We start from the raw sequence: 19816 nt of genomic DNA on the forward strand, positions 1-19816 counted from the left end.
CACCTGAGGACGGGGAGGGGCTGCGCGAGGTTGAGTGCGACCGGTGCGGACCGGGCTGGTCTAGTACCAGTGGTTGGCCGACCAGAACGACCAGGCCTGGCAGGGGCTGCCGTACCGGCTGTTCATGTAGTTGAGGCCCCACTTGATCTGGGTCGCCGGGTTCGTCTGCCAGTCGGCGCCGGCCGAGGCGTACTTGCCGGCGGGCAGGGCCTGGAAGAGACCGTAGGCGCCGGAGGAGGCGTTGACCGCGTGGTAGTTCCAGCTGGACTCGTGGTCCACGATGTTGCTGAAGCACTGGAACTGGTCGGACGCCACCATCTGCCGCGCCATCGCCTGGATCTGCGCGACGGAGTAGCTGCTCTGGACCGGGAAGCTGGAGGAGTCGCGGGCGCTGTCGCGGCTGGCCGCGGACTTGGCCTCGGCGCGCGCCTTGGCGTCCTTGGCCGCCTGCTCGGCCGCCGCCTTCTTCGCGATGGCTGTCTCGGCGGCTGCCTTGCGGGCCGCCGCCTCGGCGTCCTTCTTGGCGCTCGCGTCCGCGGCGATGGCCTGTGCGTCGGCCTGCTGCGTCAGGGACGCGGACTGTACCTGGGCCTGCTGGCCCGCGGGTATGTCCGCGAGGAGCGTGGTGTCGGCGGCCGTCGGCTCGGCGTCGTTGTTCTGCGCGACGCTGCCCGAGGCAACTCCGACGACGCTTCCGACGGCGGTGACCGCGGTGGCCGAGGCCACTGCGAATCCCCGGACCGAAATCCGGCTCACACGGTTTCCTTCCAGCATCGCCCGCTTCGGTGACCCTGGCGGACGCAATCGTGCCCCTGGCACTGGCCTCCCAACTGCGGGGTCACGGGAGGCGCGGGCCCGGTGGGCAACTCCCCCTGCGGGGAGCGCCGCGTGGTGCTCGGGCGGCATACGACGGACTCTATGGAGTTGGTGGTGCTGCTGTGGTGCTGTACCGCTGGGGGTACAGGTGTGTCGTATGCGGGGCCTGACAGGACTGAGACTCTGCCGTAACCGGACGCCGGGTGGCAATTCTGCGTTGAGTGTGAAAGCTCACATCCCGTTTGGCCCGGGGGATTTTCGGAAACCTCCACACGCCGAGGCGCCGCCCGGCTAGGCTCTTGGCCTTTGCCGGACGGCGCCAACTGTCGTGCGGGTGGGGTCAGATGTGGCCGTCCTCCAGCATTTCGGTCACGAGCGCCGCAATCTGGGACCTCTCGGACCGGGTCAGCGTGACATGGGCGAAGAGCGGGTGGCCCTTCAGCTTCTCCACGACGGCGACGACCCCGTCATAACGGCCGACACGTAGATTGTCCCTTTGTGCCACGTCATGGGTGAGAACGACCCGTGAATTCGCGCCGATTCGGGACAGAACGGTGAGCAGCACATTCCGTTCGAGCGACTGCGCCTCGTCCACGATCACGAACGCGTCGTGCAGCGAGCGGCCGCGGATGTGGGTGAGCGGGAGCACCTCCAGCATCCCGCGCGCGGTGACCTCCTCGATGACCTCGCGGCTGGTGACCGCCGACAGCGTGTCGAAGACGGCCTGCGCCCACGGGCTCATCTTCTCCGCCTCGCTGCCCGGCAGATAGCCCAACTCCTGCCCACCGACCGCGTACAGCGGCCGGAACACCATCACCTTCTGGTGCTGGCGGCGCTCCAGGACCGCCTCCAGGCCCGCGCACAGCGCCAGCGCCGACTTGCCGGTGCCGGCCCGGCCGCCCATCGAGACGATGCCGACGTCCGGGTCGAGCAGCAGGTCGAGGGCGATCCGCTGCTCGGCGCTGCGGCCCTTGATGCCGAACGCCTCCCGGTCGCCGCGCACCAGCCGGACGTTGCCCTCGGCGGTGACCCGGCCGAGCGCCTTGCCGCGCTCGGAGTGAATGGTCAGACCGGTGTGCACCGGCAGTTCGGTGACCTCGGGGACGTAGAGGTGCCCTTCCTCGAAGAGGATGTCCACCTGTTCGCCGGGGAGGGTCAGTTCGGACATTCCGGTCCAGCCGGAGTTCTCCGTGATGGCGAGCTCCGCGCGGTACTCCTCGGCGAGGAGACCGACGGAGGAGGCCTTGATCCTGAGCGGGAGGTCCTTCGACACGACGGTGACGTCGTACCCCTCGGCCTGCAGGTTGCGGGCCACCGCGAGGATGCGGGAGTCGTTGTCCCCCAGGCGGTAGCCGGTGGGCAGCACGCTGGGGTCCGAGTGGTTGAGCTCGACACGGACGGTCCCGCCCAGTTCCCCGATCGGGATGGGGGCGTCGAGGCGACCGTTCTTCACCCGGTAGTCGTCCAGCAGGCGCAGGGCCTGGCGGGCGAAGTAGCCGAGTTCGGGATGGTGCCGCTTGGCCTCCAGCTCCGTGACCACCACGATGGGGAGCACGACCTCGTGCTCGTCGAAGCGGGTCAGGGCGTTCGGGTCGGCCAGCAGGACGCTGGTGTCGAGAACATAGGTGCGCCGGTCTGGCTTGTGGCGCTTTGTGCTGGTCACCACGGAAGGACGTACCCCCTCGGATGAGGTCGGGGAGCGACGAGGCTGAGCTGGACCGGTGTCTGGCCCCCGCGTGCGGCGGGCCGTGAACCGGCCCTCCGCGGCTGCTTCCGTGCAGTGACCGCACGATCGGGCTGGTGCAAAGGGCCTCCCGGGCGGACGGCCCCGTGCCGCCCGCTGAGATCCGACACCCGTGGTTCGGGTGTCGACCTGACTGGCTTATGCCCTCGAACATGCACCGCCATGCAAAAGCGGCCAACGGCGTGCCGGTGAACTCCTTGTTAAGTCCGCCGGAACCGGGGTATAAGGAGCGCCCCGCTGCCGTGGCGGCCGGCGGGGCGTGAGGGGTGTTCAGCCGCCGTAACGCCGGTGACGTGCGGCGTAGTCGCGCAGGGCGCGCAGGAAGTCGACCTTGCGGAAGGCGGGCCAGAAGACCTCGCAGAAGTAGTACTCCGAGTGCGCGGTCTGCCACAGCATGAATCCGGACAGCCGCTGCTCGCCGCTGGTGCGGATGACGAGGTCCGGGTCGGGCTGGTCGCCGGTGTAGAGGTGACGGCCGATCATGTCGATGTCGACGGACTCGGCGAGGTCCTCCATCGTCACGCCCTTGTCACGGGCGTCGAGGAGCATGGAGCGCACGGCGTCGGCGATCTCCTGCCGGCCGCCGTAGCCGATGGCCACGTTGACGAGTATGCCGTCGATGTGGGCGGTGGCCTCCTCGGCCTCCTTCAGGGTGCGCTGCATGCCGCCCGGCAGCAGGTCCATCGTGCCGACGTGGTGCACGCGCCAGCGGCCGTCGGCGGCGAGCGTGCGGACGACGTCCTCGATGATGCCGAGCAGCGGGACGAGTTCGTCCTGCGGCCGGTCGAAGTTGTCCGTGGACAGCAGCCACAGGGTGACGACCTCGACGTCGGTCTCGGTGCACCAGCCGAGGAACTCCTCGATCTTTTCCGCGCCGGCCCGGTGGCCGTGGACGGTGGTGGAGCCGGACGCCTTCGCCCAGCGGCGGTTGCCGTCCATGATGACGCCGATGTGCTTGGGCACCTGGGTGTGGTCCAGGTGGCCCTCCACCCGGCGTGCGTAGAGCCTGACGAGCAGGCTGCGCAGGTTGTCGCGCAGGTTCACGTGGCCCTCCGGGGGGTTGGCGGCGGGTTGGGGGAGCGGGAGTTGTTCGAGCCTACCCCCCTGGGGACTTTGCTCTGGCCCGGGGTTTGGGGACGGGGTTCGGGGACGGGTTCGGGGGCCCTGCGGTTTCGCCGTCGAGCGCGGCTGTGCGGGGGTTCCGCGCCCGGTTCCCCGCGCCCCTGACGTTGGGACGCCCGGTCGGCGCCGGGAGGTTCCCGGAGCCCTCGCCGGGAATCCCGCCGGAGGCGACATGAAAAACGGGCCGGTCCGTGGGGGGGAGACGGACCGGCCCGAGGGGGGGGTTCCACCATAACCCTTCGTGAGGGATGGTGGGTGCATTGGCGGGACACAACTACTCTCCGGAATCACCCGGCGACGCCCCGGTGGGCACGGAATGCTGGATTCAGGGGGGTCACATGGCCGGTTCACAGCGGAATCCCAGGGAAAACCGATCAGATGCGAAACGATTCGGAGAGATTCGGCCGGTTTACGCCATCTGGGCGCATGTCGGCGCGTTGGTCCGGGGTCCCTCCGACGGGCTACCCGGTCAGCGAACGGTGACTTGACGGTTCCGCTACGACGGACGGGGGAGATCACTCGGCTTCACGGCACCGCGCAGCCCCCTCCACTGCGCGGTGCCACCCGCGCGGGTTTGCCAGCGCGAATTACCTTGGTCTGAACTTATGTGACAGATGAGGCTCATGTGAACCACACCGGATAACGATGTGGAAACCGTTGGCAAACTCCGGGTGAATCAGCCGGGTTTGCGGACATCGAAGAGGTGCCGGGTGCTGTGCGCCACGAACGGCCCCTCCTTCTCGATCCGGTCATGCAGCGCCCGGAGCCGGGGTTCGTACGCCTCCACGGTGAAGCCCGGCACCATCCACACCACCTTGCGCAGGAAGTGGACGACGGCGGCGATGTCATGGAACTCCATCCGCAGCCGCTCCGCCCGCAGCCCGGCCACCTCCAGGCCCGCCGCCTCGGCGCCGGCCCGCTCGCGCTCGGGGTCCCGGCCGGAGCGCACCCCCTGCGGCAGCGGCCCGAGGAAGTACTCCACCAGCTCGACGACGCTGGCCGGCCCGACGTGCTGGGCGAAGTACGTGCCACCCGGCCGGAGCACCCGGGCGATCTCGTCCCAGTACGGGCGCACCGGATGACGGCTGAGCACCAGGTCGAACGTCTCGTCGGCGAACGGCAGCGGCGCGTCGTCCGGGGCGGCGACGACCACCACCCCGCGCGGTCGCAGCAGCGCGGTGGCCCTGGCCACGTTCGGCGGCCAGCCCTCCGTCGCGGCCGCCAGCACCGGCCGGGCGGGCTCCGCCCTGCCCAGCGCGAAGTCCATCACCTCACCGCCGCCGGTCTGGACGTCCAGCACGGCCTCGGCCCGGGCCAGCCGCTCCCCCGCCGACACGGCGTACCCCCACGAGGGCCGCTCCTCACTGGCCCGCCCCTCGAACCAGGAGAAGTCCCATCCGTCGGTGGATACGGCGGCTCCCTCGGCCACGAGGTCCTCGAACGAGCGGTTCCCTGACATGGCCGCCATGATCGCAGGGTGACCTCGGCCCGTGCCTGCTAATTTCCGCCCGCATGACGACCTACTCCGCCGGAGAGAAGCAGACCCTGCACGCGAGCCTGGACCGGCACCGGGACGCCGTGCTGTGGAAGCTGGACGGCCTGGACGACGAGCAGCTGCGCCGGCCGATGACACCGTCCGGCACCAATCTGCTGGGCCTGGTGAAACATCTGGCCTGTGTCGAGTACGGCTGGTTCGTGGAGACGTTCGGCGGCGAGCCCGAGCCGCTGTGGTTCGACCCGCACGACGACATGCGGGTCACCCCCGGGGAGACGACCGAGCGGATCGTCGCCTTCTACGGCCGCGCCCGCGCCGCCGCCGACGCCGTGATCACCGGGCTGCCGCTGGACGCCCAGGGCAGCCCGGCCTGGCGGGACATCACCGTCAGCCTGCGCTGGACCCTGGTCCACATGGTCGAGGAGACCGCGCGGCACGCCGGCCACATGGACATCCTGCGGGAGCTGATCGACGGCGCCACCGGCGACCACCCGCCCGCCGCCGACCGGCGCTAGCCGACCCGGAGCGGGGGCGAGGGCGCGGTCATGGGCTCTCGCCCCCGGATCCGGTGAGGACGAGCAGCACGTGTTCGTCATCCCCGTGCCGGACCGTGCCGGCCCGCTCGAAGCCGTGTCTCTCCAGCAGGCGGACGGAGGCGGTGTTGCCGCCGAACGGGTCGGCGTACAGAGGCCGTACGCGCTCCAGCTCCAGGAAGAGACCGAGCGCGCGGGTGCCGATGCCGCCACCCCAGTACGGCCGTCCGAGCCAATACCCGACGAACCGCTGCTTGTCGTCCACCGTCCAGGAGACGATGTGACCGGCGACCTCGCCCCCCACCGTGACGGTCCGCACGAGGCAGTCGGGATCGCCCAGCACGCGCTTGCGCCAGTGCGTGAGGAACGCGTCCCGCGGCCGGGGCGTGAATCTCGACCGGCGGACGGCTTCCGGGTCGTGCTCATAGGAGAGGAAGACGTACAGATCGTCATCCCTGACGCCCCGCAGGCGCACTTCACGGAGCTCGCCGCTGTGCTCGTCGCCCTGCTCGCCGCTGCGCTCGTCGGTCATGCCAGGCAGTGTGGCAGCCGCCACTGACAACGCCTCGCCACCTGCGGTCACGGCACCAACGGCCGGACCTCCTCGGCGGCGAACCGCACGAACCCCTCCGGGTCGGGCTCGTCCCCGGTCGGCTGCAGCACGACGGTGTCGGCACCGGCCTCGGCGAGCCGCCGTACGGCCGCGGCCACGGCGCCCGCGTCCCCCGCCACGCCGACGTCCGTGGCCGACTCCAGCCCCTCGTCGGCGAGTTCGGCCCGCAGCCGGGCTTCGGCGCCGGGGCCCGTGGCGGCGAGCAGATAGACGACCACGGGGTGCTGCTCCCCACGCCCGGCCTCCTTCTGCCCCTCCGCGATGCGCTGCCGGGCCTGCCGTACGCCGTCCGGGGAGGTGGCGGCGGTGAGGAGGGTGCCGTCGGCCTTGGCTCCGGAAAGGCGGAGGGTACGCGGCCCGGTGGCGCCGGCGAGGACGGGCACCGGCCGCTCCGGCGGCCAGTCGAGGGCGACGTCGTCGAGGGAGACGTACCGGCCCCGCACGGTGAGCCGAGCACCACCGAGCAGGGCGCGCAGGGCGTCGAGATGCTCGCCGAGGAGGGTGAGCGGGGAGGCGGCGCGGGCACCGACCTGCCCCATCCAGTCCTGCACGCCATGCCCGACGACGACAGTGGCCCGCCCCGGGAACATCCTGTGCAGGGAAGCGGCCTCCATCGCGGTGATCGCCACGTTCCTGAGGGGCACCGGCAGCAGTCCGACACCGACCCGCACCCGCTCGGTCCAGGCGAGCGCCGCAGCGGCGGTCGCCATCCCGCCCTCCCGGAAGCAGTCCTCCCACAACCACAGTTCGTCGAGTCCTGCTTCGTCCGCCGCACGGGCCGCCGCCCGCAGCCGCTCGGGCGGAAGCTGGGGGCGGAACACGACACCGAGTCCAGTCATGGTCCTCTTCCTAGTGGGGAGGACGTGGGGTGACAACCGGTTTTGGCCGACGGAGAGTTGGCGGCACCGAGGCGCGGGAGGGCACATGGCAAGACGCTGGCGGGACGGTTCGGGCAGCCTGATCGTGCCGCGGGACGAGGGCGGCGAGGCCCCGACGGCCGCCCCGCTGGTCCTCCCCCTGGAGATCGCGGCCTCCTACCGGGCCCGTACGAAGGGGCTGCTCGGCCGGGACTCGGTCGCCGGGGCGATGCTGCTGTCACCGGCGAGCGGGGTGCACACCTTCGGCATGCGCATCCCGATCGACGTCGCCTACCTGGACCGCCGCCTGACCGTCCTCGCCGTCCGCACGATGAAGCCGGGCCGCCTGGGCCGCCCCCGCCTGCGGGCCCGGCATGTGCTGGAGGCGGAGGCGGGGGTGATGGCTGGGTGGGGGCTGCGGGCGGGGGTCCGGGTGAGCGTGGAGGCCGAGGGCGACACCGACGGCGTTCGTGACCCAGGTGGCACCGGCGGTGCGGACGGCTCGGGTTGAGGGCCGTTGTCAGTGGCGCGTCCTAGCATCGCGGCATGAGAGCTTCAGGGACGTTCAAGGTCGAGGAGTTCACTCCGGCGGAGGTGCGGTTGCCGGAGCCGGTGGTCGGGACGGCGGTGCCGGTCGGGGTGGCCACCATGCGGAAGCGGTACGAGGGCGAGGTCGCCGGGGTGTCGCAGACGCTGTTCACCGCGGCGTACGACCAGTCCAGCGGGACCGGCACGTATGTCGCCATGGAGTCCTTCGAGGGGACGCTGGGCGAGCTGAGCGGTGCCTTCAACTTCGCCCACTCGGCGACGACCTTCGGGGAGGGCAGAGAGGCCGAGTTCTTCGTGATCGTGCCGGGGAGCGGGACGGGGGCGCTGGCCGGGATCCGAGGGTCCGGTGGTCTGCGGATCGATGCGGACGGCACCCACCGGATCTGGTTCGAGTACGAGGTGGACGCGTAGCGGGCCCGGTCTCGTCCGGCGACGCATGGTTGTGTGCACGTAAACTGCCCGGCAAGGAATTCAAAAGCATCACAACGGGGGTTCGTGACGCATGGCTTGGGAGGAATGGGAGCAGCTGAAGAACCAAGCTGCTGAGGGGAAAACGGCGCACCTGCAACTGAACCATGTGGCCGACACCGTCGGCGGCACGGGCGGCACCGGCGGCGCGGATCTCGTCGTCCATCAGGACGACCTCGGTGCCGTCGGTCACGAGGCCTTCCAGCTGCACGCCCGCCTCCACGATCAGGCCGACATCGCGGGAGCGGGAGCCGACGACCGCGGTGCGGGCACGACGATGCAGGCCGCCGCCGCGCTGAAGTCGCACCACTGGGGTCAACGCGACCGTGACGCGCGAGTTCGTGGACAAGACGGCCAAGGAGTGCGCCGACCTGCACAGTGAGGCCAAGAGCATCTGGAGCGTCCTGGACGACGCCCACCAGGAACTCGTCGGCCTGCAACGCAGGGCGAACTGATGCAGTGGTACGCCAACTCCCTCACCGACCTGGTGCGTCACGCCGCGGAGATCGATGCCGCCGTGGTGCGCGCACTCGGCCGAAGCCACGGCAACGACCCCTATAACGCGGGCCACGCCACGTACACCTCCCTCGACGAGGACATGCTGCCGCGGGCCCGCAAGCTCGCGGAACTCGGCGATGACGCCAATCCGCAGCAGCGCGCAGAACTCCGCCGGCTGTGGGAGTCACTGAGTCCCGGGGCACGTGCCGAACTGTGGTCCCAGGACAAGGACCACCTGATCTCCGCCGGAATCCTCGGCGTCACGGTCAAGCAGATCTCCCCCGACGGCGGATCCGGTCCGTACGACGTCGAAGACCCGACCGCGCACGACTACTGGATTCTGGCGGAAGCCAAAGGAATGGCGAACGCGGGCGACTTCATCGGCAACACGGACGCGGCCCGCAACATGGACCACTACCTCCGGGGCACCGGGACGGCCCTCGACCTGGACGTGGACAGGATGCTGCGCGACGACGCCGTGCTGCGTGACGCGGCTAAGGCGAGCATCACGGAGAACCAGGAGCACTGGCGGCAAGAGGCCCTGGACGCCTACCGGAAGTCGGGCGGCAAGCCCGTGGCGATTCCGGTGGAGTCCTCCGGCACCGGCTACACGCACTCCGATCGCAACTGGTACCTGGCGATCGGCAGCGCCAAGACGAACACCACCGGCGTGGTCACCGTGGTACCGGGAGCCGACGGCAAGCCGAAGATCGGCCTCGACTACCGGGTCAACGTCTGGGACCGCTACAACTGGGACCCTGGAAAGGCCACCCCGATCGGACCGACGACCGTGACCGACGCGGACATGGCCCGGCTGCACAGGACGGGCCTGGCCAAGGAGTACGACATGAGAGGCAGTGGGTCGGTGCAGCACTACGACCTGGGAACCACGTCGGGTTCCCTGCCTCCCCCGGCCGATCCCGGGCGGGACGGGACACGTACGGACATCGGACGCAACGGAGACGCCCGGTGAGAAACACATCCGCTCTCCCTGTGCCCTCCGCGCGCCCACGCCGGGCGCTCCTCGGCGTGCTGTGCGCCGCCCTGGCCTGCTCGCTGACCGCCTGTTCCTCGTCACCCGCACCAGGGACCTCGGTGCGGGAGGGGTCCGCCGGCGGACGGCGCATCCCGTACTGGGTCGAAGGCACGACCCCCGCGCAGGTCGCCCGGGACATGAACGTCACGATCCCGGCGCGGGCCACCGACCTCAGGGCCGCTTACCAGAGGGGGTTCCAGGACGACGGCGTGCTGCTCGCCTTCACGCTGCCCAAGGCCGACACCAAGGCCTTCATTGCGAAGCTGGGTCCCGAGAGCTCCCTGTTGCACCGGAACGCCCCCCTTACCTCGGGGACGGGACAGTCGCCGACCACCCCCTTTGCCCACCTCGGTCTGAAGGAGCCGGAGACACTCGCCGACGTCACCGAAGGGCCGGTGTGCACAGTCTGTGAGGGAGACCTGAACTGGCTGAACATCGCCGTCCACCCCGTCGACGCGCAGCACGACCAGGTGTACCTGCACGGAGCCGTTTAGTTCGGCTACGAGGTGGGTGAGTGCCCGTCACTCCTGCGTACGCGGGAACGACACCTCCACCCGGCGGTTCTTCCTGCGGCCCTCCTCCGTCGAGTTGTCGGCGATCGGGTACTGCTCGCCGTAGCCCCGGACCTCGAAGGTGATGTTCGGGTCGTTCAGGTCCTGGTCCAGGACGGCCTGTACGGCGTTGGCGCGCTGCCTGGAGAGGACGTCGCCGTGGGCGGACGAGCCGAGGTTGTCCGTGAAGCCGAAGACGCGGACCTGGGTCGCGTTCTGCTTCTTGATCTCCCCGGCGATGGTGGCGATGCGGGACTTCGCCTCGTCGCTGAGCTTCGCGCTGTCCTTGCTGAAGAGGACCTCGGCCTGGAGCGCGAACGTCACGTCGGCGTTGGTGTCCTCCCGCCGCTCGTCCCCGCTCTGGTCCTCCACGACCGACTTGATGTCCAGCACCTTGGGCGCGGCGAGAGTGGCGCCTTCGGGGAGCTTGAGGTCGGGATCGGTGGGGTCGATCTTCACCGGGGCGGCCGCGGAGGGCGCGGTGTCCGGGGGCTGACTGGGGTCCGTGCCGTCGGCCCTCGCGGGGGTGGCGGTGAGGAGGAGGGTTACGGCGGTGAGGGTGAGGGCGAGACGGGTGGGGGTCACTTCGGCCTCACCCGGAGATCTTGATGGTGGCGGAGGCGAAGGTGGGCAGCTGGAACTCCACGTCGGTGGTGTTCGCGGGTGGGGCTGGGAACTGCATGAAGACGGCCAGGGTTTCGCCGGCCTTGAGTGTCGAGAAGCCGGTGGTCGTCAGCGGGCGGCCTTCGGTGTCCCGCAGCACGTAGTACCGCTTCTTGCCCTGCGCATCGACCAAGGTGGCCCCGCCCAGAGATCTGCCGTTCTTGATGATCTCGGTTTCGTTGCCGCTCAGGGCCGAGGGAATCGCAACGGTCTGGGCCCCGTCGTTTTTCAGTGTGCCATTGATCGAGACGAAACCGCCCGTATCGCGCTGTGCCGAGGTGATCTGGAGGAGCAGGCCGTCCGACCCCTTCAACTCGGCCAGCGGCTGGTCCGACTGACCCTCCTGCGCGGTCGGGTTGGAGCCGCCTGTCCTGGAAGCGGATGCCGAGCTGCCCGGCTTCATGTCGTCGCCACCGCCGCTTCCACCGCAGCCGGCCACACCGACGGCCAGACCAGCCGCAACGGCCAATGCGACCATCCCCCTGCGGGCCTGCGCAGTGAACCGAATGCTCATCGCTCCGCTTCCTTCGTCATTGATCGTTCGCTGGTGAGTCGGCCAGGTGGACGTCGAAGAGGTCATTGGGCTTCGGCAGTCCAGACGGATCATCCGGCTTCAGGTCCCACACCTTGTCCCGGCAGATGAGTTGGGGCAGAGCATCGCCCTTGGCACCGGCGTCGGGGGGCTTGCAGAGAGGTTCGATCACGGCCGTCGCGTGCGCGGTCGAATGCACGTTCTCGGTACCGGGTACGACGGAGTCACCCACGGGCTTGTTCGTCTTGACCTCGACCGTGTAGCTCAGGGGTGGCTGGAACTGGCACTGCGCCGTCGCACCGTTCTGCCCGGCGAGTTGGCCGGCCCGCGAGCAGAAGTCCTCACCACCCTGACCGGCGAAGACGGCCTGCCATTTGGTCGGGTCGCGTACATCGTCCACCCATATGCCCGCGAGCTGGTCACGGGTCTTCTGGGCAGCCGCCAGCGCCGCCGCGTCCGCAGCCGTCTGCGCACTGCTCCGGTTCACCGTGGCCTGGCCGACCGCGAGGTAGGCCAACGCAAGAAAGAGCAGGCCTGCCACCACCGTGATGTAGATGGGGAAGGCCTGCCCTGCGTCGCCGCTCGGAAGGATCAGCCGCCGGTTACCTGCGCGATCTTGTTGGTGATCGCGTCGAAGATCGTCTGCCCGATGCTCGTGCCCGTGATCGCCAACACGATCGCCACCACCACCGCGATGATGCCCAGGTACTCCACCGCGGTCTGCCCCCTGTCGCTGCGAGCGACTCGGGCCTGCAGATACGCGACGGTGGTGTTGAACCAGTTGTTCATGGTGGTCCCCTCCGGACTCGCCTCCGATCTCGGCAACGTACGGCCCGGCGCTCGCGCCACCCAAGGGCCCCAGGGCCCAACCCCGGACCCATTCCCCCTGCCGTCCGCACCCCCACGCCCCCACCTCAGGCCACCCCCAGCCACTTCGCCGCCGCCTGGGACCGGGTGGTGGTCTGGAGCTTGGCGAAGATGCGGTTGATGTGGTTCTTGACCGTCTTCTCGGAGATGAAGCAGGCGGCGGCGATCTGCTGGTTGGTCATGCCGGACGCGATGAGGTCCATGATCTCCGCCTCCCTTGTGCTCAGCCGGAAACTCGAACGGAATGACTGTCCCATGGTGGGTTGCAGGTGCGAAAGGCCTTTGGTGGAGTTTTCCCTTAGGAAGTCCGGTTGTTGAGGTTCCGTGTGTGCAGGTGCACTCCCCAGCAACTCCGTCAGCAACGCCTTCGCCGCCCCCGGGGTCACATGTGGCCGGCCCTCCCGGACATCCCGTACCGCGCGCACCAGCTGCTCCGTCGTGAACTCGCCGTGGACCAGATATCCCCCGGCCCCCAGCCGCAACGCCTCCCGCACGGTCTCCGTCTCGTGGCTGTAGGTGAGCATCATGACCGGCGCCAGCCGTACCAGGTGCGGCAACGCCGAGATTCCGTCGACCCCGGGCATGCGGACGTCGAGGAGGATGACGTCCGGGCGGTGTCGTACGGCCGCCTCGTACGCCTCGCGGCCGTCCGTCGCCTCCGCCACCACCGTGGTGTCCTCGCGGCCGGAGAGCAGTGCCGTCAGGCCCGCCCGGACCACGGGGTTGTCGTCGGCCACCAGCAGACGCAGGGGCGGGGAAGGCGGTGGCGCGGCGGCCTCCGGCCAGGGATGGGTGTGCTGCATGGTGCCTCCTCTCAGGGGTTCCGGGGTGCGGGGTCGGGGCCGTTGGGCGACGGCAGGGGAGGCAGAGGGAGTTCCACGCGCACCTCCGTGCCCCGTTCGTGGCCGCCCCGGCCGATGCGGATCCGGGCGCCCACCTGCGCGGCCCGCTCCACCATGCCGAGCAGGCCGAAGTGGCCGGAGTCGCGGAGCCGTTCGAGGGTGGTGCCGGGCGGGAGGCCACGGCCGTCGTCGTGGATCGTGAGGCGGAGCAGGCCTCCGTGCACGGCCGCCCGTACCTCCACGTGGGTGGCGCGCGCGTGGCGGTAGGCGTTCTCCAGCGCTTCCGTGGTGATGGCGAGGAGGTGCCGGGCCAGGGGGGCGGCCAGTGACGGGAGATGGTTCGGGTCCAGGTCGGGGCAGGTGACCCGCAGACCCGTGCGGGCCGTGAAGTGGTCGGCCGTCTCCGTCAGTTCGTGCCAGACCGTCGTACCCCCGCCGTCGACGCCGCCCGCGTCGAGCCGGTCCGGCTGCTGTCGGCGCAGGTCCGTGAGGAGTTCCCGCGACTCCGCCGCCGCCCTGCGCGCCGAGCGGGACACCAGTTCCGCCTGCTGCCGGATGCGGCCGGGGTCGGGGGCGTCGGCCGAGGCCGTGGCCGCCAGGCCGTCCGCCGCGAGGGCGACGCCGTACAGGGTCTTGGCCACGGAGTCGTGCATCTCGCGGGCCAGCCGGGCGCGTTCGGCGCTCACCGCCTCCGCCGCCGCGAGGCGCGCCTGGACCGTCGTGAGGGCCTGGGTCGCGGCGCCGAAGCGGAGCATGAGATTGCGCAGGGTCGAGCCCATGGCACCGGCGATGACGCACAGGCCGGGCAGGAGGAGCGCTTCCGCCACCGGGGCGTGGCGGTCGGCCTTCAGGGTGGCGTGGACGAGCAGCAGGATCAGGGACTGGAGGGAGGCGAAGAACGCGGCGCCGCGCCAGCTGTAGACGAGGCCCGCCAGGAGCGGGGTGCAGACGCTGACGTAGGCGAGGGTGGTGTCCGGGCCCGCCGAGATCAGGAGGAACGAGCCGAAGAGGGTGTCGGCGGCCAGGAGGCTGGGGTGGCGCAGGAGGAGCGGGCCGAAGCGCTCCCAGTCGCGGAACAGGACGTACGACACCATGAAGGTGACGACCACGGCCGCGCCCACCAGGCGGGCGCCCAGGCCGGGGGCCGCGTGGAGCAGGGCGGCGGGGGCGGCCAGGGCGATCATGGCGAGGCGGAAGCCGAAGACCTGCCGGCACATCGCCTGCAGCGCGCTGATCTGGATCTTCTCGGAGGGTTCGGGAGCGGGTGCGGTACCGGCCGCCGTCCTCCGGCGCACGGCAAGGCGGCCCGTGGCGGCCCTGGACCGCTCCCGGAGCCGGCCGAGGACCTCTCTCATCCTGCCGCCGAGGAACGTCCCTCCCCCGCGCCCCGTCAGCCCCGTCACCGTCACGTCCGCTCACTTCCCCGTCAGCGAGCCGAAGTCCACGCCGGAACCGAGGATCAGGCCGGCGCCCAGCAGCAGCATCGTGGCCGGGACCATGAAGGTGGTGATCATCAGCGTGGCCTTGGGCACCGCGCGGGCGGCCTTGCGGCGGGCGTTCTGCGCGTCGGTGCGGCGCATGTCCTTGGCCAGGGAGACGAGGGTGTCGACGATCGGTGCGCCCAGTTCCTCCCCCTGCTGCAGTGCGGTCACGAACATCGCCACCTGTTCGGAGTCGTTGCGCCGGCGGAGCTCCGCGAAGGCCTGGCGGCGGCTCATGCCCAGGTCCATCTGGCGCAGGGTGATGCGCAGTTCGTCCGCCCAGGGGCCCTCGTAGCGGGAGGCGACGCGGTCCAGGGCCTGGCGGAAGCCCAGCCCCGCGCTGACCACCACCGCCAGCACGTCCAGGAAGTCCGGCAGCGTGCGCTCGATGACGTCCTTGCGGACCCGGATCGCCGACCAGATGCCGACCTCCGTCCAGAACGCGCCGAACAACAGGAGCAGTACGGCCACGAACCACTGGCCCCGCAGCAGGAACACCAGGCAGCCGACCGCGCCCAGCGCGCCGTACACCGCCCGCCGGGCCGCGTAGCGGTCGATGGTCAGGCCGCCGGGGTTGCCGGCGAGGTCGATCCTGCGGCGGTACTTGGCCACCAGGCGCGGGCCCATCAGGCGCAGCACGGCGGGGGCGTAGCGCATGCCCATCCGGTCGATGACCGAGCCGACCGCGCCGGTGCGGGTGGCGCCGACCTCCAGGGCCACCGCCAGGTCACCGGGGAGTTTCGCGTCCGCCCGGTACATCCGGATGCCCGCGAAGGCACCCCAGACGCCGAGGCCCATCAGCAGGGCGAGCAGGAATCCGATCACCGGGCCGCCCTCCCTCACACGTCGATCCGGCTCAGGCGCCGGATGAGGACGAATCCGACCGCGTACATCGCGAAGGCGATCAGGACGCAAGCCTGGCCGACCGGTGAGCCGGTCATGCGGGCCAGCGCGCCGTCCTTCACCCCGTTCATCAGGAACAGCGCGCCCACGCCCAGGACGGGGACGGCGTACGACGTCATCGTCACCTGACTCAGCTGGGTGCGGATCTCGCGGCGGGTCTCCTTGCGTTCCTCCAGGGTCTCGGTGAGGTTCCGCAGGGCGCTCACCACCTGGCCGCCCGCTCTGTTCGACAGCACCAGGGTGGTGACCAGGACGACCAGTTCGCGGGAGGGGAGGCGGTCGGCCAGCTCGCCGAGCGCGTCGTCGAGGGAGTGGCCGATGGCCAGCTGGTCCGACACCTTGGCCAGTTCCTCGCCCGCCGGGGCCTCCAGCTCCTCGGCCGCCATGCCGATCGCGGTGCGCAGGGCGAGTCCCGCCTGGGTGGCGTTGGCCAGGATGCGGGCGAGTTCGGGGAGCTGGTTGATGAACCGCTCGATGCGTTTCTGGCGTTGCCAGTTGAGGAACTGGACCGCTGCCCAGATGCCGAGCAGGCCGGCGAGGGGGCCGAAGAAGGGGGCCAGGGTGGCCTGGCCGATCAGCCAGAGCGCGGCGATGGCGGCGAGCATGTAGACGAAGAACTCGCCCGGGGTGACGTCCAGGCCGGTGGCCGCCAGGCGCAGTTCCAGCCGGCGGCCGAGACGGGTACGGCGCAGCCGCCGGTCCAGGTCGCGGAAGCGGCGCGTGCGGCCGGTCGCCGGGGCCGGGCCGGTGTGGGTGAGACGGTCCACGAGCGCGGCGCGCTGGGCCCGGCCCGCGGCGTAGGCGTGCACGCCGGCCACCGCCAGGACGCAGGTCAGCAGCGTCACGCCGGTGGTGAGCTGGACGAGGGTGTGGAGTTCCATGGGTGGCCTACCTGGCTTCTCGGGTGGCGAGCTGGTCCACGGAGTGGGCGACTCCGAAGGCCTGCGGGATGGGCTGGCTCGCCATGTAGAGGCGGTCGGCGGTACGGCGGGGCATCGGGAAGTACTGGAAGCTGCCGTACACGCGGCCGTCCGGGGTCATGGGCCGGGCGTCGAACCGGGCCACGGTCGCGATCCGGTACGGCTCCCCGCCGTGGCTGTCGAGCAGCGCGATCTCGGTGATCCGGCGGGCGCCGTCGGCGAAGCGGGTGAGCTGGACGATGACGTCGACCGCGCTGTTGATCTGGTCGTGCAGGGCCACGAAGGGCACCTCTACGTCGGACATGGAGGCGAGGGTCTGCAGCCGGGTCAGGGCGTCCTCGGCGCTGTTGGCGTGCACGGTGGCCAGCGAGCCGTCGTGGCCCGTCGACATCGCCTGGAGCATGTCGAGGGACTCGCCGCCGCGGACCTCGCCGACCACGATCCGGTCCGGGCGCATGCGCAGGGAGTTGCGGACCAGGTCGCGGATGGTGACCTGGCCCTTGCCCTCGACGTTCGGCGGCCGCGACTCCAGCCGGACCACGTGCGTCTGCTGGAGCTGGAGCTCGGCGGAGTCCTCGATGGTGATGATGCGTTCGTGGGACGGGATCAGACCCGAGAGCGCGTTCAGCAGGGTCGTCTTCCCCGTGCCCGTGGCGCCCGAGACGATGATGTTGAACTTCGCCTGCACCAGCCCCGCCAGCAGATACACCATGGGCTCGTCCAGGGAGCCGAAGGCGACCAGCTCCTGGAGGGTGAAGGAGCGCGGGAAGCGGCGGATGGTGAGGATCGGTCCGGTCAGCGACAGGGGCGGGATGATGACGTTGACGCGCTCGCCGGAGGGCAGGCGGGCGTCCACCATCGGGTTCGACTCGTCCACCCGCCGGTTGACGGTGGACACGATCCGCTCGATGGTCTGCATCAGCTGGTCCGCGGAGGCGAACCGCAGCGGCAGCTGCTCGACGCGGCCGCCCCGCTCGACGAAGATCGCGTCGGGGCCGTTCACCATGATCTCGGTGATCGACGCGTCCTCCAGCAGCGGCTCCAGGATGCCGAGGCCCAGCGCCTCGTCCACCACCCGGCGGATCAGCTGCGCGCGCTCGACCGTCGACAGCACCGGGCCCTCACGGCTGATGATGTGCCCGAGCACCCGCTCCAGGCGCGCCCGGCGCTCGGCCGCGGCGAGCGAGCTCATCTCCGCGAGGTCGATCTCCTCCAGCAGCTTGGCCCGGTAGGAGGCGACCAGATGCCCGTCCTCGCCCCGGCTGCCGTGCTCCTCCGGAGTGCTGATGCGTGCCCGCAGGCTCATGTCGGCACCTCCTCGGTCAGTGGTCGAGCGGCATGGTGGCGGACTTGACGGCGGGGTCGAGGGGCCAGCCGGGGACGATCCGGGGGATGTTCACCGTGGCGGTGACGGTCACGGAGCCGTCTCCTCCGCCCCCGGTCGCACAGGTCACCGTGAGTCCGCCGCTGACGGCCTCGGAGCAGGCCTGCTGGGCGTCCTGCCGCAGAGAGGCCGCCCGCGCCCCGGCCCGGGCCGCCGTACTGGCCTGCTCGGCGGCATAGGCGACGGCCCCGATCTGGATGCCGGCCATGGCCACGATCAGCAGGACCGGGATGAACCCGAGGTACTCGATGGCGACTTGGCCCCGGTCGCTGCTCCGGCGAGGGGACATCTCAGCGCTTCACCTCCTCGACGGCACCGGCGTGGCCGTGCACCGTGGCGGGGAAGGAGATCACGCCGGGGAAGAGAACGGGCACCTTGAGGGAGACATCGGCCGTGACATAGCCGGACTGGCTGCACGTCACCGTGGCGTCCCCGCGCCACGCCGCCGACAGGTGCCTCAGCCCGGCCGCCGAGCAGGCCGCCTGCCGCGCACCACCCTGCGGCGCCGCCGTCCCCGCCCGCACCCCCTCGTCCGCGGCATTCCCGGCGAGCGTGAAGGTGTACCCGACGAGCACGGCCTGCCACAGGAGCACCAGCGTCAGGATGATCAGCGGCGTCATCCCGAGAAACTCGATGCTGACCTGCCCCCGGTCCCGCTCCCGGTCCCCACCCGGCCTTCTCATGGAGCACTCACTCCTTCCGCCGCCGGAATCCGCCCGGACCACGCCCGCTCCCCCGATGGCCCGCGGCCCCCTCGGCCGCCTTCACCAGCCCCAGCTCCCCCGCGAGCCCCCACAGCGCCTGCTTCACCGTGCTCTTGCTGTCGAGCTCATGGACCCGGCCGGCGTCCACAACGGCCTGAAGTTCCTTGAAGTTGGCGGGAATCGCCGTACGCGCGAGCGCGGTCCCGGTGATGCGCTGCACGAGCGCGGGCTGGATCTCCGTACTGCGGCTGTGCCGGTTGACGACCACCGTGGTCTCCTCGGCCTTGCGGATCTGCAGCCGGTCCCACATCCGTACGGTCCGCTTGGCGGCGCGGACGGCGATGACGTCCGGCGTGGTGAGGAGCAGTGCGATGTCGGCCATCTCCACCACGGCGGCGCCCGCACCGCTCAGCTGGGCGCCGCAGTCGACGACGACCACCTCGTAGCGGGAGCGCAGGGCGCTGACGATCTGCCGGGCGGCGCGGTCGGTGACCTCCTCGCCGCGCTCGCCCTCGCCGGGCGCGAGGAGCAGGGCGAGCCCGGTGTCGTGGCGGAAGAGGGCGTCGGCGAGGACGCGGGGGGAGATGTCGGTGATGGCGGCGAGGTCGGCCACGGACCGCCGGAACTGGATGTCCAGGTAGGAGGCGATGTCCCCGGTCTGCAGGTCGAGGTCGACCAGGGCCGTCGCCCGGCCGGAGGCCTGTGCGGCGAGGGCCAGGTGGAGCGCCGTCAGCGTCGCACCGGTGCCCCCCTTGGCGCCGCTGACCGTGACGACCGTGCCGCCGACCCCGCCGAGCATGTCGGAGGCGCCGTGCCCGAGATGGCGCCGTACGCCCGTCGACCACTGGGCGACCGCCTGGACCCGGCTGGCGAGTTCCTCGTACGACAGCGGGAGCGCGACCAGGCCGCGGGCGCCGGAGTCCATGGCGGCGGAGAACAGGCCGGGGCCGGCGTCGGTGGTGACGAGGATGACGCCGACGGCGGGGAACCGGAGGGCGACCTCGCGGATCAGCTCCAGGGCCGGGACCGGTCCGATGCGCTCGTGGACGACGACGACTTCGGGGAGTTCGTCCACGGACTCGGCGGCGAGCCGGGCGAGGGTGTCGACGAGCTGGGTGGAGTCGCCGACCGGTGGCTGTGGTTCGGCGTCGGGGAGCTGGCTGAGCAGGGTGGTGAGGGAGCGTACGGCGTCCGGGTCGGCTCCCGCCGGGAGGATCCTGGTCGGCATGCGGGCCACC

24 protein-coding genes are annotated in these 19816 nt (G+C 70.8%); 6 read left to right on the top strand and 18 right to left on the bottom strand.

Annotation, left to right across the window (positions count from 1 at the left end):
- Positions 1-60 precede the first annotated feature (60 nt).
- From ABB07_RS14090 to ABB07_RS14105, 4 genes are all read right to left on the bottom strand, one after another.
- Complete coding sequence (locus ABB07_RS14090) at positions 61-756, bottom strand: aggregation-promoting factor C-terminal-like domain-containing protein (RefSeq protein ID WP_244189351.1); 696 nt, start codon at positions 754-756, stop codon at positions 61-63.
- Positions 757-1156: 400 nt separating this feature from the next.
- Positions 1157-2482, bottom strand: a complete 1326-nt coding sequence (locus ABB07_RS14095; RefSeq protein WP_208899043.1) for an RNA 5'-3' helicase PhoH2 — start codon at positions 2480-2482, stop codon at positions 1157-1159.
- Between the two features lie 348 nt (positions 2483-2830).
- Complete coding sequence (locus ABB07_RS14100) at positions 2831-3604, bottom strand: isoprenyl transferase (protein ID WP_208899044.1); 774 nt, start codon at positions 3602-3604, stop codon at positions 2831-2833.
- A gap of 754 nt (positions 3605-4358) precedes the next feature.
- Positions 4359-5141 (bottom strand): class I SAM-dependent methyltransferase, encoded by a 783-nt coding sequence (locus ABB07_RS14105; protein WP_208899045.1) that lies wholly within the window; start codon positions 5139-5141, stop codon positions 4359-4361.
- Between the two features lie 53 nt (positions 5142-5194).
- On the opposite strand from ABB07_RS14105, the gene ABB07_RS14110 reads away from it, so the two are divergent.
- A complete protein-coding gene (locus ABB07_RS14110; RefSeq protein WP_208899046.1) occupies positions 5195-5692 on the top strand; it encodes a DinB family protein in 498 nt (165 codons plus the stop codon).
- 28 nt (positions 5693-5720) lie between these two features.
- Here the strand turns inward: ABB07_RS14110 and ABB07_RS14115 are convergent, their stop codons facing one another.
- Positions 5721-6242, bottom strand: coding sequence for a GNAT family N-acetyltransferase (locus ABB07_RS14115; protein ID WP_208899047.1), 522 nt, complete (start codon positions 6240-6242; stop codon positions 5721-5723).
- Between the two features lie 47 nt (positions 6243-6289).
- The gene (locus ABB07_RS14120) at positions 6290-7162 is read right to left on the bottom strand and encodes an LLM class flavin-dependent oxidoreductase (RefSeq protein WP_244189352.1); all 873 of its coding nucleotides are present in this window, start codon (positions 7160-7162) and stop codon (positions 6290-6292) included.
- 85 nt (positions 7163-7247) lie between these two features.
- Here ABB07_RS14120 and ABB07_RS14125 point away from each other — a divergent pair, with 85 nt between their 5' ends.
- The 5 genes from ABB07_RS14125 (at position 7248) to ABB07_RS14145 (ending at position 10225) form a co-directional block, all read left to right on the top strand.
- On the top strand, positions 7248-7691 hold the full coding sequence (locus ABB07_RS14125) for a DUF192 domain-containing protein (protein ID WP_208899049.1): 444 nt from the start codon (positions 7248-7250) through the stop codon (positions 7689-7691).
- A 35-nt stretch (positions 7692-7726) separates the two neighbouring features.
- Positions 7727-8140: a DUF3224 domain-containing protein gene (locus ABB07_RS14130; protein WP_208899050.1), complete on the top strand. Its 414-nt coding sequence runs from the start codon at positions 7727-7729 to the stop codon at positions 8138-8140.
- A 91-nt stretch (positions 8141-8231) separates the two neighbouring features.
- Positions 8232-8579 (top strand): hypothetical protein, encoded by a 348-nt coding sequence (locus tag ABB07_RS14135; RefSeq protein WP_208899051.1) that lies wholly within the window; start codon positions 8232-8234, stop codon positions 8577-8579.
- A gap of 72 nt (positions 8580-8651) precedes the next feature.
- A complete protein-coding gene (locus ABB07_RS14140; protein ID WP_208899052.1) occupies positions 8652-9668 on the top strand; it encodes a hypothetical protein in 1017 nt (338 codons plus the stop codon).
- 20 nt (positions 9669-9688) lie between these two features.
- A complete protein-coding gene (locus ABB07_RS14145) occupies positions 9689-10225 on the top strand; it encodes a hypothetical protein (protein ID WP_208899053.1) in 537 nt (178 codons plus the stop codon).
- A gap of 27 nt (positions 10226-10252) precedes the next feature.
- On the opposite strand, the gene ABB07_RS14150 is transcribed toward ABB07_RS14145, so the two are convergent.
- The 12 genes from ABB07_RS14150 to ABB07_RS14205 form a co-directional block, all read right to left on the bottom strand.
- Positions 10253-10867 (bottom strand): OmpA family protein, encoded by a 615-nt coding sequence (locus tag ABB07_RS14150; RefSeq protein ID WP_208899054.1) that lies wholly within the window; start codon positions 10865-10867, stop codon positions 10253-10255.
- Between the two features lie 7 nt (positions 10868-10874).
- The gene (locus ABB07_RS14155; RefSeq protein WP_208899055.1) at positions 10875-11459 is read right to left on the bottom strand and encodes a hypothetical protein; all 585 of its coding nucleotides are present in this window, start codon (positions 11457-11459) and stop codon (positions 10875-10877) included.
- Between the two features lie 16 nt (positions 11460-11475).
- The gene (locus ABB07_RS14160) at positions 11476-12072 is read right to left on the bottom strand and encodes a pilus assembly protein TadG-related protein (protein WP_208903430.1); all 597 of its coding nucleotides are present in this window, start codon (positions 12070-12072) and stop codon (positions 11476-11478) included.
- Positions 12069-12266 (bottom strand): Flp family type IVb pilin, encoded by a 198-nt coding sequence (locus tag ABB07_RS14165; protein ID WP_208903431.1) that lies wholly within the window; start codon positions 12264-12266, stop codon positions 12069-12071. The genes ABB07_RS14160 and ABB07_RS14165 overlap by 4 nt, the downstream gene beginning before the upstream one ends.
- A gap of 125 nt (positions 12267-12391) precedes the next feature.
- Positions 12392-13147 (bottom strand): response regulator, encoded by a 756-nt coding sequence (locus ABB07_RS14170; RefSeq protein ID WP_208899056.1) that lies wholly within the window; start codon positions 13145-13147, stop codon positions 12392-12394.
- Between the two features lie 11 nt (positions 13148-13158).
- Positions 13159-14541, bottom strand: a complete 1383-nt coding sequence (locus ABB07_RS14175) for a sensor histidine kinase (RefSeq protein WP_208903432.1) — start codon at positions 14539-14541, stop codon at positions 13159-13161.
- A gap of 60 nt (positions 14542-14601) precedes the next feature.
- On the bottom strand, positions 14602-15489 hold the full coding sequence (locus ABB07_RS14180) for a DUF5936 domain-containing protein (protein ID WP_208903433.1): 888 nt from the start codon (positions 15487-15489) through the stop codon (positions 14602-14604).
- Between the two features lie 17 nt (positions 15490-15506).
- On the bottom strand, positions 15507-16451 hold the full coding sequence (locus ABB07_RS14185) for a type II secretion system F family protein (RefSeq protein ID WP_208899057.1): 945 nt from the start codon (positions 16449-16451) through the stop codon (positions 15507-15509).
- A 7-nt stretch (positions 16452-16458) separates the two neighbouring features.
- Positions 16459-17796 carry a TadA family conjugal transfer-associated ATPase gene (locus ABB07_RS14190; RefSeq protein WP_208899058.1) on the bottom strand — a complete coding sequence of 446 codons (1338 nt, stop codon included), beginning with the start codon at positions 17794-17796 and terminating at the stop codon, positions 16459-16461.
- A 16-nt stretch (positions 17797-17812) separates the two neighbouring features.
- Positions 17813-18163, bottom strand: a complete 351-nt coding sequence (locus tag ABB07_RS14195) for a TadE/TadG family type IV pilus assembly protein (protein ID WP_208899059.1) — start codon at positions 18161-18163, stop codon at positions 17813-17815.
- Between the two features lies 1 nt (position 18164).
- Entirely contained in the window at positions 18165-18557 is a 393-nt protein-coding gene (locus ABB07_RS14200; RefSeq protein WP_208899060.1) for a TadE/TadG family type IV pilus assembly protein, read from the bottom strand.
- Between the two features lie 7 nt (positions 18558-18564).
- Complete coding sequence (locus ABB07_RS14205; protein WP_208899061.1) at positions 18565-19806, bottom strand: CpaE/TadZ family protein; 1242 nt, start codon at positions 19804-19806, stop codon at positions 18565-18567.
- Between the last annotated feature and the right edge of the window lie 10 nt (positions 19807-19816).

Source organism: Streptomyces incarnatus, assembly GCF_001027185.1.
Classification (GTDB): domain Bacteria; phylum Actinomycetota; class Actinomycetes; order Streptomycetales; family Streptomycetaceae; genus Streptomyces; species Streptomyces puniciscabiei.

Coding starts and splice junctions, on each gene's coding strand:
- ABB07_RS14170 (WP_208899056.1), bottom strand. CDS start 13,147: ATGCAGCACACCCATCCCTGGCCGGAGGCCGCCGCGCCACCGCCTTCC.
- ABB07_RS14125 (WP_208899049.1), top strand. CDS start 7,248: ATGGCAAGACGCTGGCGGGACGGTTCGGGCAGCCTGATCGTGCCGCGG.
- ABB07_RS14175 (WP_208903432.1), bottom strand. CDS start 14,541: ATGAGAGAGGTCCTCGGCCGGCTCCGGGAGCGGTCCAGGGCCGCCACG.
- ABB07_RS14155 (WP_208899055.1), bottom strand. CDS start 11,459: ATGAGCATTCGGTTCACTGCGCAGGCCCGCAGGGGGATGGTCGCATTG.
- ABB07_RS14130 (WP_208899050.1), top strand. CDS start 7,727: ATGAGAGCTTCAGGGACGTTCAAGGTCGAGGAGTTCACTCCGGCGGAG.
- ABB07_RS14140 (WP_208899052.1), top strand. CDS start 8,652: ATGCAGTGGTACGCCAACTCCCTCACCGACCTGGTGCGTCACGCCGCG.
- ABB07_RS14205 (WP_208899061.1), bottom strand. CDS start 19,806: ATGCCGACCAGGATCCTCCCGGCGGGAGCCGACCCGGACGCCGTACGC.
- ABB07_RS14200 (WP_208899060.1), bottom strand. CDS start 18,557: ATGAGAAGGCCGGGTGGGGACCGGGAGCGGGACCGGGGGCAGGTCAGC.
- ABB07_RS14190 (WP_208899058.1), bottom strand. CDS start 17,796: ATGAGCCTGCGGGCACGCATCAGCACTCCGGAGGAGCACGGCAGCCGG.
- ABB07_RS14115 (WP_208899047.1), bottom strand. CDS start 6,242: ATGACCGACGAGCGCAGCGGCGAGCAGGGCGACGAGCACAGCGGCGAG.
- ABB07_RS14165 (WP_208903431.1), bottom strand. CDS start 12,266: ATGAACAACTGGTTCAACACCACCGTCGCGTATCTGCAGGCCCGAGTC.
- ABB07_RS14105 (WP_208899045.1), bottom strand. CDS start 5,141: ATGTCAGGGAACCGCTCGTTCGAGGACCTCGTGGCCGAGGGAGCCGCC.
- ABB07_RS14195 (WP_208899059.1), bottom strand. CDS start 18,163: ATGTCCCCTCGCCGGAGCAGCGACCGGGGCCAAGTCGCCATCGAGTAC.
- ABB07_RS14110 (WP_208899046.1), top strand. CDS start 5,195: ATGACGACCTACTCCGCCGGAGAGAAGCAGACCCTGCACGCGAGCCTG.
- ABB07_RS14185 (WP_208899057.1), bottom strand. CDS start 16,451: ATGGAACTCCACACCCTCGTCCAGCTCACCACCGGCGTGACGCTGCTG.
- ABB07_RS14120 (WP_244189352.1), bottom strand. CDS start 7,162: ATGACTGGACTCGGTGTCGTGTTCCGCCCCCAGCTTCCGCCCGAGCGG.
- ABB07_RS14135 (WP_208899051.1), top strand. CDS start 8,232: ATGGCTTGGGAGGAATGGGAGCAGCTGAAGAACCAAGCTGCTGAGGGG.